20 protein-coding genes are annotated in these 16,962 nt (G+C 63.8%); 10 read left to right on the top strand and 10 right to left on the bottom strand.

Annotated elements, in window-relative coordinates; translation table 11 throughout:
* The first annotated feature begins 224 nt into the window (after positions 1–224).
* Positions 225–1,805 carry a DUF1800 domain-containing protein gene (locus HZF03_RS18170; protein ID WP_119017957.1) on the top strand — a complete coding sequence of 527 codons (1,581 nt, stop codon included), beginning with the start codon at positions 225–227 and terminating at the stop codon, positions 1,803–1,805.
* Entirely contained in the window at positions 1,792–2,997 is a 1,206-nt protein-coding gene (locus HZF03_RS18165; protein WP_119017942.1) for a DUF1501 domain-containing protein, read from the top strand. Before HZF03_RS18170 ends, HZF03_RS18165 begins: the two co-directional genes overlap by 14 nt.
* Before the next feature lie 14 nt (positions 2,998–3,011).
* Here HZF03_RS18165 and HZF03_RS18160 read toward each other — a convergent pair whose 3' ends face one another.
* Positions 3,012–3,641, bottom strand: a complete 630-nt coding sequence (locus HZF03_RS18160; RefSeq protein ID WP_119017943.1) for an SOUL family heme-binding protein — start codon at positions 3,639–3,641, stop codon at positions 3,012–3,014.
* A 154-nt stretch (positions 3,642–3,795) separates the two neighbouring features.
* Between HZF03_RS18160 and HZF03_RS18155 the strand changes: the two genes are divergently transcribed.
* Positions 3,796–4,062, top strand: a complete 267-nt coding sequence (locus tag HZF03_RS18155) for a DUF2277 domain-containing protein (protein WP_119017944.1) — start codon at positions 3,796–3,798, stop codon at positions 4,060–4,062.
* A gap of 42 nt (positions 4,063–4,104) precedes the next feature.
* Here the strand turns inward: HZF03_RS18155 and HZF03_RS18150 are convergent, their stop codons facing one another.
* The 3 genes from HZF03_RS18150 to HZF03_RS18140 form a co-directional block, all read right to left on the bottom strand.
* Positions 4,105–4,743 (bottom strand): collagen-like domain-containing protein, encoded by a 639-nt coding sequence (locus tag HZF03_RS18150; protein WP_119017945.1) that lies wholly within the window; start codon positions 4,741–4,743, stop codon positions 4,105–4,107.
* A gap of 105 nt (positions 4,744–4,848) precedes the next feature.
* Positions 4,849–5,928 (bottom strand): zinc ribbon domain-containing protein, encoded by a 1,080-nt coding sequence (locus tag HZF03_RS18145; RefSeq protein WP_119017946.1) that lies wholly within the window; start codon positions 5,926–5,928, stop codon positions 4,849–4,851.
* Positions 5,929–6,147: 219 nt separating this feature from the next.
* Positions 6,148–6,531, bottom strand: coding sequence for a RidA family protein (locus HZF03_RS18140; RefSeq protein WP_011159130.1), 384 nt, complete (start codon positions 6,529–6,531; stop codon positions 6,148–6,150).
* 202 nt (positions 6,532–6,733) lie between these two features.
* Here HZF03_RS18140 and HZF03_RS18135 point away from each other — a divergent pair, with 202 nt between their 5' ends.
* A complete protein-coding gene (locus HZF03_RS18135; protein WP_012497018.1) occupies positions 6,734–7,162 on the top strand; it encodes a hypothetical protein in 429 nt (142 codons plus the stop codon).
* Here HZF03_RS18135 and HZF03_RS18130 read toward each other — a convergent pair.
* Positions 7,155–7,709, bottom strand: coding sequence for a hypothetical protein (locus tag HZF03_RS18130; protein WP_119017947.1), 555 nt, complete (start codon positions 7,707–7,709; stop codon positions 7,155–7,157). The two genes, HZF03_RS18135 and HZF03_RS18130, sit on opposite strands and share 8 nt — an antisense overlap.
* Before the next feature lie 296 nt (positions 7,710–8,005).
* On the opposite strand from HZF03_RS18130, the gene HZF03_RS18125 reads away from it, so the two are divergent.
* Entirely contained in the window at positions 8,006–9,298 is a 1,293-nt protein-coding gene (locus HZF03_RS18125) for a flavin-dependent oxidoreductase (protein WP_119017948.1), read from the top strand.
* 17 nt (positions 9,299–9,315) lie between these two features.
* Here HZF03_RS18125 and HZF03_RS18120 read toward each other — a convergent pair whose 3' ends face one another.
* The gene (locus HZF03_RS18120; RefSeq protein ID WP_119017949.1) at positions 9,316–9,504 is read right to left on the bottom strand and encodes a hypothetical protein; all 189 of its coding nucleotides are present in this window, start codon (positions 9,502–9,504) and stop codon (positions 9,316–9,318) included.
* A gap of 169 nt (positions 9,505–9,673) precedes the next feature.
* Positions 9,674–9,958, bottom strand: a complete 285-nt coding sequence (locus tag HZF03_RS18115; RefSeq protein ID WP_119017950.1) for a hypothetical protein — start codon at positions 9,956–9,958, stop codon at positions 9,674–9,676.
* 1,249 nt (positions 9,959–11,207) lie between these two features.
* Here HZF03_RS18115 and HZF03_RS18110 point away from each other — a divergent pair.
* The 4 genes from HZF03_RS18110 to HZF03_RS18095 all read left to right on the top strand — a co-directional run bounded on the left by HZF03_RS18110 (position 11,208) and on the right by HZF03_RS18095 (position 13,438).
* The gene (locus HZF03_RS18110; protein WP_119017097.1) at positions 11,208–11,672 is read left to right on the top strand and encodes a hypothetical protein; all 465 of its coding nucleotides are present in this window, start codon (positions 11,208–11,210) and stop codon (positions 11,670–11,672) included.
* Positions 11,673–11,980: 308 nt separating this feature from the next.
* Entirely contained in the window at positions 11,981–12,493 is a 513-nt protein-coding gene (locus HZF03_RS18105; protein WP_119017096.1) for a hypothetical protein, read from the top strand.
* A gap of 59 nt (positions 12,494–12,552) precedes the next feature.
* Positions 12,553–13,083: an REP-associated tyrosine transposase gene (locus tag HZF03_RS18100; RefSeq protein WP_119017095.1), complete on the top strand. Its 531-nt coding sequence runs from the start codon at positions 12,553–12,555 to the stop codon at positions 13,081–13,083.
* 121 nt (positions 13,084–13,204) lie between these two features.
* Complete coding sequence (locus HZF03_RS18095) at positions 13,205–13,438, top strand: DUF6429 family protein (RefSeq protein WP_119017094.1); 234 nt, start codon at positions 13,205–13,207, stop codon at positions 13,436–13,438.
* A gap of 103 nt (positions 13,439–13,541) precedes the next feature.
* On the opposite strand, the gene HZF03_RS18090 is transcribed toward HZF03_RS18095, so the two are convergent.
* Together HZF03_RS18090 and HZF03_RS18085 are read right to left on the bottom strand one after the other, a co-directional pair.
* Positions 13,542–14,606, bottom strand: a complete 1,065-nt coding sequence (locus HZF03_RS18090; RefSeq protein WP_119017093.1) for an ATP-binding protein — start codon at positions 14,604–14,606, stop codon at positions 13,542–13,544.
* A 110-nt stretch (positions 14,607–14,716) separates the two neighbouring features.
* Positions 14,717–14,923: a hypothetical protein gene (locus HZF03_RS18085; protein WP_119017092.1), complete on the bottom strand. Its 207-nt coding sequence runs from the start codon at positions 14,921–14,923 to the stop codon at positions 14,717–14,719.
* Positions 14,924–15,135: 212 nt separating this feature from the next.
* Between HZF03_RS18085 and HZF03_RS18080 the strand changes: the two genes are divergently transcribed.
* Positions 15,136–15,471: a hypothetical protein gene (locus HZF03_RS18080; protein WP_119017091.1), complete on the top strand. Its 336-nt coding sequence runs from the start codon at positions 15,136–15,138 to the stop codon at positions 15,469–15,471.
* Between the two features lie 305 nt (positions 15,472–15,776).
* Here the strand turns inward: HZF03_RS18080 and HZF03_RS18075 are convergent, their stop codons facing one another.
* Positions 15,777–16,916, bottom strand: coding sequence for an IS4 family transposase (locus HZF03_RS18075; protein WP_119017090.1), 1,140 nt, complete (start codon positions 16,914–16,916; stop codon positions 15,777–15,779).
* Positions 16,917–16,962: the final 46 nt, after the last annotated feature.

The raw sequence follows: 16,962 nt of genomic DNA, 5'->3' as shown, positions 1-16,962 counted from the left end.
GTTTGAAATCGTCTTGCGCGGCAAATAGTTACCTATAATCAGGTAGATACGGTGGAACTCGTGTCCTGAGATGCCCTACGTAGTTGTCCGGATGCGTCTGCCAGGTGTCCAGCCACCGCGCGATGTCGGGCGGCGAGGCCATGCTGATGCCATCATGCATTCAGCGGCGGTTCAGCGACCCGGCACGCATCATCCCAGCACCTCACGACGAGCGGGATGCGGCGATGCGAACCAACACGGCCGGACGGTGGAGCGCACGAGGATCGGCGATACTGGCGATCGGCATCGCCGCAATCGTCACCGGCGGATCGGCCGGGGCTGCGGAGATCTCGGCGCACGATCTGGCGCTGATCGATCGGCTGACCTGGGGCATCAACGGCTCCAGCGTGGCGCAATTCCAGAAACTCGGCGCCGCGCGCTGGGTGAACCAACAGCTGCACCCCACGGCGGACAGTGCGCTGCCGCAGACGGTCGCCGCGCAGATCGACGCGATGCCCGATGCGGCCGGCCTGACACCGGCGGCGATCAATGCGTTTCAGGCGCAGGGCAAGGATGCCGATCAACTCACTGACCCGGAGGCGCGCAAGACAGCCAAGCAGGCGTACCAGCAGGCGCTGAACGACCGCGCCAAGCAGGCGGCAACCCGGTCGATCCTGCGCGCGCTCTATGCGCCCGATCAGCTCCGCGAGCGGATGAGCTGGTTCTGGCTGAACCATTTCAACGTCCACCAGAGCAAGGCCGAGCTGCGCCTCCTGGTCGGCGACTATGAGGATCGCGCGATCCGCGCGCACGCGCTCGGCAAGTTCGGCGATCTGTTACGCGCCACGCTGCGGCACCCGGCGATGCTGCGCTATCTCGACAATGCCGGCAACGCCAATGGCCATCTCAACGAGAACTACGCCCGCGAGATCATGGAGCTGCACACCATGGGCGTCGGCAGCGGCTACACCCAGGCCGATGTGGAGTCGCTCGCCAAGATCCTCACCGGCGTCGGCATCGACCTGAAGCCCGAGGACCCGAAGCTGAAGCCTGCGCTGGCTCCGCAGCTCGTCCGCGACGGCGCGTTTGAGTTCAACCCGGCGCGGCACGATTACTCCGACAAAACCTTCCTCGGCCACACCATCCGCGGCAGCGGCTTTGCCGAAGTCGACGAGGCGCTCGACCTGATCGTCCACAATCCGGCGACCGCGCAGCACGTGTCGCGCAAGATCGCGACCTACTTCGTCTCGGACGAGCCGCCGCAACCGCTGATCGACAAGATGGCGAAAACCTTCACCGCCTCCGACGGCGATATCGCGCAGGTGCTGGCCACGATGATCGCCGCGCCGGAATTCGATGCATCGCTGAAGACGGCGGAACGCTTCAAGGATCCAGTCGGCTACGTCTATTCGGCGGTGCGGCTCGCTTACGACGACAAGGTCGTGCTCAACACCGTGCCGATCCAGCGTTGGCTCGGCCGGCTCGGCGAAGGGCTGTATCAGCGCCAGACGCCGGACGGCTATCCGCTGACCGCGAGCGCCTGGAACGGCCCGGGCCAGATGATGCTGCGGTTCGAGATCGCGCGTCAGATTGGCTCCGGTTCGGCCGGGCTGTTCAAGCCTGAGCAGGCCGACGCCAAGGATCGCCCTGCGTTTCCGCTGCTGCAGAACGCGCTGTATTTCGGCGGGCTCAGCCGGACGCTGAGCTCGACCACGCGCGGCGCGCTCGATCAGGCGATCTCACCGCAGGATTGGAATACGCTGTTTCTGTCCTCGCCCGAATTCATGGTTCGTCAACGCGCGGAGGCACCGCATGAACCGTCGTGATCTGCTGAAAGCCGTCGCGGCCCTCGCACCGGCCGCACTGACAACGACGATCGCCGGCCGCGTCTGGGCCGCACCGGCCACCGACGCCAAGCTGCTGGTCGTGTTCCTGCGCGGCGCCTATGACGCGGCCAACGTGCTGGTGCCGGTGTCGAGCAGCTTCTACTACGAGTCACGGCCGAACCTGGCGATTGCCAAGCCGGACGTCGGCAACCCAAATGCCGCGGTGGCGCTCGACGCCGATTGGGGCCTGCACCCGGCGCTGCGCGACAGCTTGGCGCCGCTATGGACGAGCCGCGAGATCGCATTCGTGCCGTTCGCCGGCACCAGCGACGATACCACCCGGAGTCACTTCGAGACGCAGGACACGATCGAACTCGGGCAATCGACCAAAGGCTCGCGCGACTATCGCTCCGGCTTCATGAGCCGGCTTGCGGCGGAATTGACGCGGGTGAAACCGATCGCCTTCACCGAGCAGCTGCCGCTGATTTTCCGCGGCCAGGCGGAGATTCCGAATATCGCACTTGGCAATGTCGGCAAGCCCGGCGTCGATGACCGCCAGGCCGAGCTGATCAAGCAGATGTACGCCAAGACCAAACTCGCATCCGCGGTGGCAGAAGGCTTTCGGGTGCGCGACGAGGTGGTGAAATCGATTGCCGACGAAATGACTGCAGCGAACCGCGGTGCGGTGTCGCCGCGCGGCTTCGAGCTGTCGGCGCGCCGGATCGGCCGGCTGATGCGCGAGCAGTTCAACCTCGGCTTCGTCGATGTCGGCGGCTGGGACACCCACGTCAATCAGGGCGCGGCGACTGGTTATCTCGCTGACCGGCTCGGCGAGCTCGGCCGCGCGCTCGCCGGATTCCGCGAAGAGATCGGGCCGGCGGCGTGGCGCGACAGCGTGGTGGTGGTGATCTCCGAATTCGGCCGGACGTTCCGCGAGAACGGCGACCGCGGCACCGATCACGGCCATGGCAGCGTTTACTGGGTGCTCGGCGGCGGGCTCAACGGCGGCCGCATTGCCGGCGAGCAGATCAAGGTGGCGCAGCCGTCGCTATTCGAGAACCGTGACTATCCGGTGCTGACCGATTATCGCGCGCTGTTCGCGGGTCTGGTGCAGCGGATGTACGGGCTCGATGCCGCGGCGCTGCAACGGATCTTCGCCGGCGTGCGTCCGGCCGATCTTGGCCTGGTGTGATCAGCTTCGTGTGATCAGCGCTTGGCGACTTCCACCGCCGCTTCATTGCGGCGGACGAAGGGAAGCGTGAACGGCGCATCGTAGAACAGACCATAGGGTGCGCCGACGGGTTGCCACGGCGTATTGGCGAGCGCGGCGATCAGTTGCTGCTCGCGCTCGCGCAAGTCCCGCCCGGTGCCGGAGAAGCGCAGCGTCGCGATGGTCTGTTCCGGCACGGTGACGATCTGAACCCGCTCGTCGCTCGGTTTCGGCGCGGTGTCGGCGGTGTACGTCGCCGGCAGAAAGAAACGCATCCGTGTCATGCGATCCTGTGTCGCGGTTTCCACCGGAGCGGTCATCGCAATTTTCGCGGGCCGCGCGACGTCGACCGGTACGGTCATCGCCACGCGTTCGGACGCGCCCGAGTCGCCGCGATTGGCACCGGCGATGTAGTTGAACAACAGCGTGAAGGCCTGGCCGTCGGCATTGCCGCGGCGTTCGAGATCGACTTCGGCCGCGACGCGCGGCGCGTAGCGCCGGATCTCGATTATGTCGCTCGGTCGGTCGAGCACGGTGTAGGCCGGCTCCTCGTACAGCCGCAGGCCGACGATGCCGAGGACGGATTCGGCGACCAGAACCGTATAGTACCAGATCGCCGAGGCCATGCTGCCGTCTCCGCGCCGCGCTGTGTTGCGTTCCCTGACGTCAGCTAATCATCGCACGGCCATCGGCAAGGCTTTGTGTCGCGCGGTTCCGTGTTGTATCGCGGATGGATGCGATTACCATTAGCGGTCTGTCGAAGCCGAAAGGTGCCGCTGCATGTGCCGCAACATCAAGACGCTGTTCAACTTTGAACCGCCGGCGACTGACGACGAAGTCCGCGCCGCCGCGCTGCAGTTTGTCCGCAAGCTATCGGGGTTCAATGCGCCGTCGCAGGCCAATGCCGCAGCGTTCGACCGCGCGGTGACTGAGATCACCGACGTTGCCCGTACGCTGCTGATATCGCTGCAGACCCAGGCCGCGCCGCGCGATCGTGAGGTCGAGGCGGCGAAGGCGAGGGAACGATCGCGCGCGCGGTTCGGCTGATCGCGCGGGCTCATTGAACAAGACTAATCGCGCGGAGCGCGATCAGTCCTTGTGCTTGCGCTTCTTCTTTTTCTTGCCGCCCTCGGGATGCGTCTCATCGTCGAGCACGATCTCGGGCTCGGCATTTGCGGCTTCGATAGCGGCGGCGACTTCGCGCTCGGCGGCTTCGCGCGCCGCCTGTTCGAGAGCTTCGGCGGCGAGACGCTCTTCGAGCTCGCGGGCTTCGCGGGCGCGCTGCGCTTTGTAATCTTCGTAGGCGTCGAAGATCAGGTGCAGCCAGGGCATCACCTGCTCGATCGAGGGGAGCGCACCGGCGGGGCCGGGCTCGCCGCGCGGGCCCTGTTCGCCGCGCGGACCCTGCGGGCCTTGCTCACCGCGAGGACCTTGCTCGCCGCGCAGGCCTTGTTCACCGCGGGGACCTTGCGGGCCGGCCTTGCCTTGCGGGCCGATCGGACCGGGCTTGCCATCGGGGCCCGGCTTGCCGGCGATGCCGGGTTTGCCTTGCGGACCGGCCTTGCCCTGCGGGCCGGGCTTGCCGACCGGACCTTGCTTGCCTCGGGGGCCCTCGGGGCCGGGACGGCCCGGATGTCCTTGCGGTCCCGGACGGCCCGGTTCTCCGGGACGTCCGCGCGGGCCCTGCGGCCCCGGACGTCCGCGGCGGGTGGATTCAGCTTCAGCCACGCAACGCCCCCAAACGATTCCTGACGGCGTGACTTTACCAGAGCTTGCGTGACGGCTTCAATTCCGCAGCGGTGCAGCGGTGCTGCGCGCAGCCCCGATAGGGCGCTACTCGGCCGCGTCGCTGCGCGCCACCGTATCGCTCGGCGCGGGCTTGGCCGAGGAGGGCGGCGGCGCCGACGGCGGAGCAGCGCTTGGCACAGGCGCGGCGTGCGAGGTGGGGCCGGCCGCGGACGAGAACACCAGGCCGTCGTCCTTGCGGCAGATGCCGTAAGTGCCGGCGCTGTTCGAGGTAAGCGTGATCACCGGGTCGTTGCACTTGTCGCAGACCAGCGTACCGGCGCCGTTGAGATGGCCGGGCAGGCGGTCCTGCTTGCTGAGCAGCGTGCATTGCTGGCCGAGCGGATCGATCGACACCTTGGCGCCGCAGGAGAAGCAATAGCGCGTCTCCGAATGCTGCTTGCCCTGGTCGATATTCGCCGGGATCTTGCTGGCGCAGACCGGGCAATTGACCGAAACCGCGCGGGTGAACTGCGAGGCGCCCGGCATCCGCAGAAAGATGTTGCCGCTGGTGGAGCGGTGGGCGTGGAAGCGCTGGCCGCAATGCGGGCAGGTCGGCTTGGCGCTGTCGCCTGGCAGGCTGCCGACCTGGAATTCGACCTGCTTCTTGCAGGCCGGGCAGTTCTCGGTCTCAGTGACCAGCTTGCGCTCGGGCGTCCGGCCGTCGGTGATCCGCGCTTCGATTTGCAAGGTGTCGCGCGCGGTCAGCATTTCGATCACGTCGAACGGCAGTTGCCGGCCGGTGATCTCGCCGATCTCGTGGGTGACGCCGATCAGATTGTCGATGCACTGCTCGATCTGCGCCAAGTACACAGCGGTGGGGATCGACTCGTCGCGGCCGCCCTTCACCGATTTGTGGATCTGGCTGATCGAGGTCTCGAGCTGGCGCGCCAGCACGTTCAGGTTGGCGGCCATCCGTGCTTCGGCGGCGCGCTGGCGCAGCGTCCACACCACGGCGAGCGTCGCGAGGCTGGCGCCGAAGATCGCGGAGATCTGGCCCCAGAACCAGATCCAGCCCGATTGCGTGCCGAGCGCAAAACCGAGCACGATCATGAACAGACCGGTGCAGGCGGCAATCGTCTCGACCGGATGGGCCGAAAACACTTTCATGAAAGCTTTGCGCAGCACCGCTTAATCCTCGGAAACCTATTGCCTCAACCTATCGTCAATTCCACCGCGCCGGAAGCCGGCCCCCGTAAAATGGCAGGGTTTTACCCATCGAACCGGCCTCGACCATCGTCGGTATTAGGCGGATGATGCTGCATATGAGTTGCATGACAACTTTGCCGCGCCGCACCGATCTGGCCTTGGCTGAGGCTGGCACACCCGCTCTGAACGCCGATCCGCTCACTTCGCCAGCGAGGCGATGCCTTCGATCTCGATCAGCATGGCGGGATCGGGCAGGGCCTGCACCACGCAGGTGGTGCGCGCCGGGTAGGGCGCCGGGCCGAACGCCTGGGCGTACAGCTTGTTCATCGGCACCACGTCGGCGGCGCGGGTCAGCAGCACGTTGACCTTGACCAGGTCGCGGATCTCCGCGCCGGCTTCCTTCAGCACCCGCTTGAAGTTGACGACGACGTAGCCGAACTGCGCCTCGAACGCCTGCGGCAGCTGGCCGGTTTCGTCGAAGCCGGGGATGCCGGAGATGAACACCAGGTCGCCGGTCCTGGTCGCGAACGACAGCGGCGGCGCCTTGATGTGGGCGGGTGCGGCGAAGTGCTGGATCGGCATCGTCGGTCTCCGGAAGGGGGAAGGCTGCGGTGCACGCTAGCACGGCCTCGCCGCGCGCGGCGCCGCCTGCTGAGCCGGTCGGGACCGCTTGCTCGCCACGTTCGCGTAGCGGCTCTCTGCTATGATTTGCTGGCGAATCGCTGCGCCTGTGGGGCGCGCGACCGGCAGCCGGCAATGATCCGGCGTCATTGGGGAGAGTGTCATGGTTCGACGGTTCGGAGTGTTTGCTGCGGTCCTGCTGCTGCTCGGCGCGTTCGGCTCGGCCGCGCGGGCGGACGAGGGACGGATCACGTTGACGATCTACAAAGGCGGCTGGGTGATCGGCGGCTCCGGCGGCTCGGGCACGCTGAATTTCCACGGCAAGCGCTATCCGCTGTCGATCGGCGGGCTGTCCTACGGCCTGGTGTTCGGCGGCTCGAAGGCGCAGCTCGCCGGCCGCGTCAGCAACATCCGCTCGCCGCGCGACGTCGCCGGCGTGTACGGCGCTGTCGGCGCGGGAGCGGCGATCGGTGTCGGCGCACGCGCCATCGTGCTGCGCAACGAGAAGGGCGCGGTGCTGGAACTGAGCGGCTCGCAGGTCGGCCTGATCGCCGACCTCGATCTGTCTGGTCTTGCGATCGGGTTCAAATAGTCCGGCCACGGCGCGCTCCCGAACGACTGCGCCGCGACGGAAGCTTGCGGCGCTCGGTCCGCGCGCCGCAATGCCCGCAAGGCGCCGGCGCACCAAAAAGCTCGGCGAGCCGCGCATCCTGCAGCGCGATCGCGTCGTACAACGCAAACGCCTCCGCAGCGCGCGGCGTGCCGATGATGTCGTCGCGCCGTAGTGCGCGCGCTGCCAGCCGGTCGAGGTCGTTCGCGAGGCTGGCATCCTGAACCATCACCCACGGTCCGGTCGCGGCGATGAAATGATGCAGGCGCACGACGAAGCGGTCGGACGCGCTGGTGCCGTCGCCCCAGCGCCCGCAGATCAGGTCGATCTCCGCGCCGCGCTCCACCATGTGGCCGACCGTCCACCACACCGTATAGGCCGCGACCGCGGCGTCCGTCGTGGAGATTGTGCCCGAGACACGGCGGCTGATCCGGCCGCAGCAATCACAGCGGCCGGTGACCTGATCGCCGTCCGGAGTTACCCGCAGCGCGTCCGGGCTGGTGATCGCGCCGTGCTCCGGACTAATCACGATAGTCCATCCGATCCTGAGCGAGCGGCGCGGCGATCTGCTGCGTCGGAGCCGCGCTCAAGGGCCTGGATCGACACCGCATCGACGCCTCCCAATGCAACCAGGTTGATCGCTTCGCAATTCCTGATTGCAGAATGTTCCCGATGTGTTCGCTTCCGTCAAGGGCCTTCGTCTGAGCGAAAGCCGAATACCGGCCGCGCCGCGCCGGTCTCCTCCTGTTGGCCTCCCTTGCTTGCCTCGCCCGGCGTTGCTGGCTACAGCAAGTCGCAATCACAAGCGGGTAGGGCGTCCTTCTCATGAGCGACAGAGTCATCATCGCCGGCGGCGGCATTGGCGGGCTTGCGGCGGCGTTGACGCTGCATCAAATCGGGGTGCCCTGCGTCGTCTATGAGGCGGCGCGCGAGATGCGGCCGCTCGGCGTCGGCATCAATCTGCAGCCCAACGCGGTGCGCGAACTGCTCGACCTCGGCATCACCGAAGCCGATCTCGACGGCGTCGGCCTGCCGGCCAAGGAATGGGCGCTGGTCGGGCTCAACGGCAATGACATCTATGCCGAGCCGCGCGGCAAGGCCGCCGGCTATCGCTGGCCGCAATATGCGGTGCATCGCGGCCGCTTCCACATGTTGCTGAACGAGAAGGTGATCGAGCGGCTCGGCGCCGACGCCGTGCAGCTCGGCCGCCGCGTCACCTCCTATCGCAAGACCGCCGACGGCGTCACCGCGACGCTGGAGCATGCCGATGGCGGCACATCGGAGGTGAGCGGCGCGCTGCTAATCGGCGCCGACGGCATTCACTCCGCGGTGCGCGCGCAGATGCATCCGAACCAGCCGCCGATTCATTGGGGCGGCGCGGTGATGTGGCGCGGCACCACATGGGGCAAGCCGACCCGCAGCGGCGCCTCGTTCATCGGGCTTGGTACGCATCGCCACCGCGTGGTGATCTACCCGATCTCGCACCCGGATCCCGCGACCGGGCTGTCAATGCTGAACTGGATCGCCGAGGTCACGCTCGACAATGCCGAGGGCTGGAAGCAGCAGGGCTGGTTCAGGCAGGTGCCGACCTCCGAGTTCGCGCATCATTTCGACGGCTGGGTGTGGGACTGGCTCGACGTGCCGGCGATGATCCGCGAAGCCGACTCCGCTTACGAGAATCCGATGATCGACCGCGATCCGGTCGCGACTTGGCGCGACGGCCCGGTGGTGCTGATCGGCGACGCGGCGCATGCGATGTATCCGACCGGCTCGAACGGCGGCACCCAGGCGATCGTCGATGCGCGCGAACTCGGCGCCGCGATGGTCGCGCACGGTGCCACCGAAGCGGCGCTGGCCGCGTTCGACGCCAAACTGTGCGGGCCGATCTCGCAGCTCATCCTACGCAATCGCGGCGCCGGTCCGTTCGGCCTGCTCAACCTGGTCGACGAGCGTTGCGGCGGCACCTTCGACAACATTGACGACGTGATCCCGCCGGCCGAGCGCGCCGCCTTCATGGCCGGCTACAAGGCCGCCGCCGGCTTCGCGATCGATCACCTCAACGCCGCCCCGCCGACCATTGCGCCCGGCGCGCGGGTGAAGGAGCCGGCGGCGGCGTGAGCTGCGGTGCGACGGGCTCATCCGTCGCGGGCGCGATCGTCCGGCGTGTGATCATCATTCGCCGCCGGCGGTGAGGAAGTCTCGGCGACCGGCCGCGCCATCGGACGGCGGACACGGCTGTTGATCCGGAACAACGTGTGCACCTTGCCGCTGGCGGTGGCGCAGCCGCCGCGCATGTTCGGAAGTATCAACGTCGCTTCGCTCATCGCATCTCTCCATCGCTGTGATGCGAGACTAATCGCGACGACAATTATCTGGTTCGCGTCAGCGTTCTGGTATCGTTAACCGATCGTTAACGACGACCGTCTGGGGCCGCAGCGGTGCGCCATCGCTGCGGCCGTGTCCGGTTCGCGCACGCGACGTGCCGGCGTCTGTCTAGCTTCCCCAATTGATGACGCAGCCGTGCGTATCCGGCGAACAGCGGGTGATCGAGGCGACGTGGAAGTACTCCGGCCCCTGCGTGCCGGTCACCGTCACCTTGGTGGCGAGATAGGGCCGCAGCTTCGGTTCGTCGTTGAACGGGTGGGCATCGATCGCGATGCGCTGCTCGCTGTCGTCGAAATGCTGCAGATAATAGATCGGCGTTTCGCTGCGGGAGCCGATCGCGGCGAGCTTGGCGAACAGAAAACCATGCAAGGTCTGTACGTCGGATGCGGGCATGACCAACGTTCCTCCAGGTTGTTAGTTCGCCGGCGAGCTTAGGAGCCTGCCGGCGCGCAGCATTGATCGGGCACAATCTGAAGCTGAGTGTGCACCGAAATCGCGCGGCGTTATGTGTCGGGCATGATTAGTTGTGCACTGTTTGATACACATGCTGGTACGATGGCACGTCGTCACGATCTCGCGGCGCCGCAGCGTCCGAGGTTTGTGCCCGTCGCTATCACAGCGAGGGGCGGGGGCGCGCCGCTTGGCGCAAAGTTGGGTGGTTGATCGCGATGGCTTGCGATCCATCGCGCATCGCCGTCACGGCGCGCCCACCAGCGGCGATCTTTTGGCATCGGGACCGTTCTTCCGGGCGCGGGGAGCACGGGGATTTCTCCCGTCTCGTTCCGTCCCGTCCAGCCACGCACAGGGCAGCCGCTCATAGTAGCGGCGGCATAGCAGTTTGCTTTGCGCAAACTGCGTAAACTTGTTTGCGCTGACCTTAGCCTCCCGGACGATCCGCTTGCGAGGCCGCTCGCGCAGGACGCCGCGTCAAGCTCGGCGCCGCTGCACCATGCAGCTTCGCCAAACCCTCACCGGCCGGTCTCCCGGCCGATGATCTGTCCCGCTTCCAAGCGCCCTCGAGAAGCGCCCCTCACGGACAGGACGATACGGACTATAATCCTTGTAGGAATATTGTCAATATACTGTTTCGTGGCCGTTTGCGTCGTCGCCGGCCGGCGCCCAACTCGCGATCGATGCGAGGATTGAAACGTCACGACGGATTTCGAGATGGATGCGCGGGGCAAGCCCGCGCATGACGCAGGTGAATTCCCTCTCGTTCGTCATTCCGGGGCACGCCACTGGGGCCGGCCTTCGGCCGGCCCGATGACAGGCTCCGCGCGAGCCCGAAAATCCATAACCACCGCGCTTGCGGCGATCGAAGGCGCCCGATCGGCGAGGACCGGGACGTCGCACGGGTTTAGTCTCGACACCGCCGATCCCTACTACGGGCTCGCCGGAACGATCAGAACCGATGCAACGCACCGTAGTGTTCAAGGAGATCGTATCGCGATCTATGATGTCAAAACCGGTACCCAGACGATATCGCGGGCCCGTGCGGACGAACCTCGGGCGAAGACGCGGGCTGCGCCGGATACGCCCGTCTTCGAACTGAATGTCGTCCGAGGTATTTCGCGAAAGCAGATTGTTCTCACCATTTTCAGGTCGCGTTCGCGGGCGCGACCGATCACCCGAGGGATCTGACATGTCGATGGAAATCTACGTGCTGTCGGACCAGAAGCTGAATTCGATGTCGGACTGGCAGAGCGCCATCGACGCAAAAGGTTTTCCGCTACGGCTGTCGGCCGCGACCCCGTTTGCAAGCAGCCACGGCGCGTTGCCCGTCGTGCTGCGTGATCGGCCGTCGGCGTTCGAGTGCGATCATTGGGACGCGCAGGTGCTGATGTCCGAGACGCCCAACGTGACGTTCGAGCGGTCATGGCGATACGCGCTCGCGTTTCGCTGGGGCGGCGACATCGACGCCGGAGTGTCCGCCTATCTGGCCGCAGCCGCCTACGCCGAGGCGACGGCCGGCCTCGTGCTCGATTGCACGGAGGGCAAGCTGATCTCGCCGGCCCGCGCCGCCGAGGTCGCCGCCGAGCTGGAGAACAGCCGGGCGTTGATCGAGGAGGCGGTTCGGCGCGCGCTCGAAGGCTTTCGAAAGCCGTGAGAGGCGAAGGCGAGGATCTGGCGAGGGGCGGTTGGTGAGGCGTCGCGCAGCTCGCCGACGCGGCTTGGCCGATCCGATCCACTCAGGCGAACCGGCATCAGCTCGGAGCGGATAGCTCGTCGGACGGTTTGAGCGCAGCGAACGCCATGGTCCGGCGATGGAGTCGTGTCGATGCTGCCTGCGCCCGATCCGGCGCGTTTGGATGATCCACGCGACGACCTGCGACGTTCGGCGATCGTGCTCTCAGATCAATGCCGCGGCGGGCGGCCTTGCTAGGCTGCCGCCGCTGTTTTGCATTGGAGGTTGCCATGATCGCGCGTCGTCGTCTTGCTGGTTTGGCTGTCGTCGTGCCCGCGCTCGCCGCGGCGGTGCTGGCGCCGCCGTCGCCGGCGCGCGCCGGGGACGGGCTGGAGCCGTACGCGCCGCTGCTGGTCGAATTGCCGGGCTGGAAAGCCGGCAAGCTCGGCGGCCTCGCGATGCAGGAGGGCGGCAACCGCATCGTGGTGGCGCAGCGCGGCTATGAGCGCGGCGAGATCCATGTCAGCGTCCAGCTGCTCGCCGGCGCGCCGGCACAAAGCCGGTTGGCGGCCGGCGGCACCGGGATGCGCACCGAAGCCAGCCACGGCCCGGCCAGCACGACAACGATCGATGGCTTCAAGGTGACGCGGACGTTCCAGGACAGCGACAAGTCCGGCACCATCCTCATCGCCCTCGGCCCTTCCGCCGCGTTGTCGCTGGCGTTCAAGGGGCTCGACGAGGAGGAGGCGCTGGCGACGGCGAAAGGCTTTGATTGGAAGGCGATGCGGGCAGCGGTGAAGTAGCGGGAGCGTAAGGCGGGTTAGCCGAAGGCGTAACCCGCCTTCCTCTCACGAGGTGGCCGATGCCGAACTACCGTCGTGCCTTCGTTCCGGGCGGATGCTGGTTCTTCACCGTCGCTCTGCTCGAACGCCGCAACACGCTGCTGGTCGATCACATCACGGTGCTGCGTGACGCGGTCGCGCGCACGCGGGAGCGTTTTCCGTTCGAGATCGATGCCGTGGTGGTGCTTCCGGACCATCTTCACGCGATGTGGACTCTGCCGCCGGGCGATGCCGATTTTTCGACCCGCTGGCGGCTGATCAAAACGCATTTCGCAAAGGCATTGCCGAAAGTGGAGCGGCTGAACGCGGTCCGCGCCAGGCGTGGCGAACGCGGCATCTGGCAGCGCCGGTTCTGGGAGCACCTGATCCGCGACGAGGCCGACTACGCGCGCCACATCGACTACTGCATGATCAACCCGGTGAAGCACGGCTTGGCCGGCCGCGTTCAAGATTGGCCGTATTCGTCGTTCCATCGCGACGTCCGACAAGGGCTGTTTCCGCTCGATTGGGCGAGTGATGCCGCTGTCGAAGGTGAGTTCGGCGAAGCCTAGCATCGCTCGACCGCAGGGCGGGTTAGCCGAAGGCGTAACCCTCCGGGTGGCAACGGTGTTCTCATTGGGGGAGTGGCAGACTACGCTTCGCTCATCCGCCTTTCGGGCCGGGAGACCGACGATGGACTTCGACACCGACAAGATCGACGACGCGACTCTGGCGCTGCTGTACCTGACTTTGCATGACGGCACGCGCGCCTGGAAAGGCCACGACTGGAATACGCTCGACCGGCTGCACGACAAGGGCCTGATCGAAAACCCGGCCGGCAAGGTGAAGTCGGTCGTATTCACCGACGAAGGCCTCGCACGCGCCAAAAAGTTGTTCGAGACGATGTTCGCCAAGAAGAATGCGTAACACCGACGTGTGACCGTAGGGCGGGTTAGCCGAAGGCGTAACCCGCCGGGCCAAACGCACCGGTTGGCTTGGCGCAATGGCGGATTACGCTTTGCTAATCGCCCTACGGGCTACGGGCTACGGCTTCTCCCGCTTCTATCACTATTTCCCACCACTGCTCCTCCTTGGTGGGGGCTTGCTTGGTGGGGGCTTGGCAACGTTTCGGAAGACAAGGAGTATCGAACAGCTCGTATTCCTCCTCACTTCTTGAAGTGGAGCTGAACACAATCTTCTCTGCGGTCCTCATAGAGGTTTCGTTCCTCAGAGCCCGGCAGATTATGTTGAGCGCATCGTTCTCGATATATTTTACAGCAGGGAAGTGTTTCTTGATTAGCATGCACGCAAGATCGATGTACTCGCCCTCGGTGTCGTCACCTAGAAGTTCTGAGCATATTGGTGGAATTCGTAGGAAGCTGTCGATGCGGTCTAGAAAATCTGGTAGTTTTTGTTGCTTCGCCCAGGCTTGAGAGTGTCTTTCATCAAATTTAGTTTTCCATTGTTCATAGTAGTCGTCATATTTTACTGGGTTAGTCTTCTTGGATAGAGTGGTGAGCGCGTTATCGGATTCGTCCTCAAGGCTCAGCCCGCTGCCGGCAAAGAAAAAGATGCACTTTCCAAGGAAGAATTTCTCTTTTCCCAGATAGAACGTTCCATCCCACATTGGAGCGAGAAATTTTGCGTATACGTGGCTGCTGCCCGTTATTTCAGCATCAATTTCGTCGAAGAAGACAACGGGGAGTTTCCCCTCCAAATTCAATGATTGTACCCTCTGAAAGATCTTGAATAATTCGTCCATATTTTCAAGTGAAGCTATGTAGGCTTCTTCAAAGGAGACTTGGATGTCGTGATTCTGTTGAGTAATTGAATTGATAATCTGTTTAATCAAAAAGCTTTTGCCGCTCCCTGGAGGTGCGGCCAGAAGTATATTTAGGGGGCGTTTGGCCGATCGTTTCGCGATGTACGTTGCGATCTGCTCTCGAACATCATGAACATAATTTAAGAATCCTGCATTGCGAGTTACGTAGTTTGCAAATGCGGGTCTAATAACCAGCTTTTTTCCATCAATTTCTTGCTGCGATCCGATTTTAATTTCTATTTTTCGCTCTGGGGGGCGAGAATGCGGTTGCATAAAGAAGCTCCACTCATCTAGTTTTGATAATTAGTTCAACTAATAAGATAACAAAAAGAAGGCGCCTGCTTAAGGCGCCTTCTTTGAAGAAAGACTAAATGACTAGGTGGTTATCCGGCCATTACGATCTTTAAGTCCTCATCTTTGTTTTGATCACGAATAACCACCGTCCGGTCCTTGCTTGCAGGTGCAAGCGTGCGAACCAACGCAAGCGCACTTCTAACGGCTGCGGCACTACTCTTTGTGCCAAAGAACTCCTTCAGTTCCTCGATTGCCTTCTCGGAGTTTTCGTCGAGCTGGAAGGTCAACTGGGACATCAAAGTACCTCCAAAGGGGCGAGCCAGTCATGACTCAGCCTGAGTAAACGACGGTATCCTTATTACCCCATAACTGGATTGAACGTCAATAGTTTCATGCCGGAACAGTGGTTCGATTTTGGGTTGATTTTAACCTGCGTATGGGTGTATAGTTGCCAAAATCTGACGTGAAAAGCAAGATTTCTCCGTGTTCAAATTCCTGGAGGCGTCCGGTGGAACTCGAAGATGCAAGTAAGGACAATGGGTTCAATGTCGAACTGAGCGGAATGGCCGCGCTCCAGTGGCGGATGACACAGAAGCTGGGTTCGACCAATCCGCGGCTCGCCCAGTATCTTGCCGATGTTAAAGTCTGGGTGCGGCGACAGACCGCGAACGGCCTCTTGCACCGTAGAAGCCATTCAGAGGATGGTGTGGTAGTGCAGGTGGCCTGCGAAGGAATTGCAAAAATTCTCTTTTTCGTGAAAGGGGAGCGCATCGTTATCTTCTGGCTGGTGGAACTCTTTCGGGATTCCCCGCCAACTGAGGCGATCGGACCAGTCTTGCACTGACATACCCAACTTCAATTGGCTCCTTCACAGTTTTACTAATCGCGGTAATCGGTTGATGGTGATGCAGGGGCGGGCGGCATCAGATGGCTCGATTAGTAGTTTTTCCGCGTTGTTCCTGGCAACAGTCAAAAAGCGTTCAGATGATGATTGGCGGTAGGATGGGGAGCATTGCGAAACCCATTGCTGGGTTTCGCAGGGGCTCAAGCCGTCCCACATGTGTATATGAAATCGGCCGGGCTTTCGCGCGGCCGCTTCGCTTCCGATGGATGCCCGGGTCGAACCCACGGCTGTCCGGTTTAAGCTTCTCATATGGCTAGGCTCAACTGCCGCTGATCTTGGATGATCGGCGGCGGTTTGAGCAAGGCGTCGATGGGGCGCCTGTGCATGAGGTTGGAGCGGACGAGGCGACTGAAGGCGAGCACGCTGCCGACGGCACGCTGAGTGGCATGAGCGAGGCGCAGCAGCAGGAAGGCGATCAGCGCCACGGCGATCTGGATGCGGACGGCGTTCTCCGAGGAGCCGAGGAAGTGCTTGATCTTCAAAGTCTGCTTGATCCAGCGGAAGAACAGTTCGATTTGCCAGCGTCGCTTGTAGAGTGCGGCGATCTCGGCGGCGGGGGCATCGAGATCGTTGCTGACGATGCGTAGGATCTTGCCGCGGTCGATGCGCACGCGAATCTCGCGGACCGGCTCCTGAAACGGATTACTGCGGCTCGCCGCTTGGCGGGCAGGCAGATGGCCAATGCAGTCGGACAGGATGGTCTCGTCCTTGACCGGGTTGGTCTCCACGACGCTCAGCTTGGTGTTGGACTTGAGCCGCGTGACGATGCCGCAGCCCTGCGCATCAAGTTCGGCCCACCACGCGTAGCTATAATAGCCCAGATCGAACACATAAGTCGCACCGGCATCGATCGGCAGCGTGTGGGCGACGGTGATGTCGTTGATCCTGGCCGGCGTCACCACGGCGTCGACCGGGTGTTCGCTATCCGCGTTATAGACGATGTGCAGCTTGGCGCCGCAGACGTCATTGGAGAACTGAGCCCAATCGGCGCTCTGCTCGCTCAGCCGCAGACCGGTCGAATCCACCAGATACACCGCTTCGCCGAGCTTGCGCCGCAGCCCGCGTCCGGCCCGCTGGACCAGGTCGGCGAACAAGCCGGCGAACACCGCGTTCGGCCGCTTTGCATTGGCGTCCGCCAACGTCGAGCGCGATACTTCCCGGCCCCCCAAATGATAAAGCCGGCCCGCATGGCTGGCGAGGCCACCTTCGATCTCGCGCAGGCTCTGCGCGCCGGACAATTGGCCGTACAGCAGGGCGATCAACTGATCCTTTGTCGACAGCCGTCGCACCCGGGCGTCGGAGCCGTACTCGTCCACCAACCGATCGAACACGTGCCACGGCACGTGATTCAACATCGCATGAAATACGCTATTGTCGTGCCGCATGGCGTGGTTCTCTCTCGTGTCCCGAAACGTTGCCAGACGTTCGGAA

Source organism: Rhodopseudomonas palustris, from assembly GCF_013415845.1.
Classification (GTDB): domain Bacteria; phylum Pseudomonadota; class Alphaproteobacteria; order Rhizobiales; family Xanthobacteraceae; genus Rhodopseudomonas; species Rhodopseudomonas palustris_F.
The sequence above is the reverse complement of the archived record's forward strand: the minus strand, read 5'-3'. Positions and strand labels throughout refer to the sequence as shown.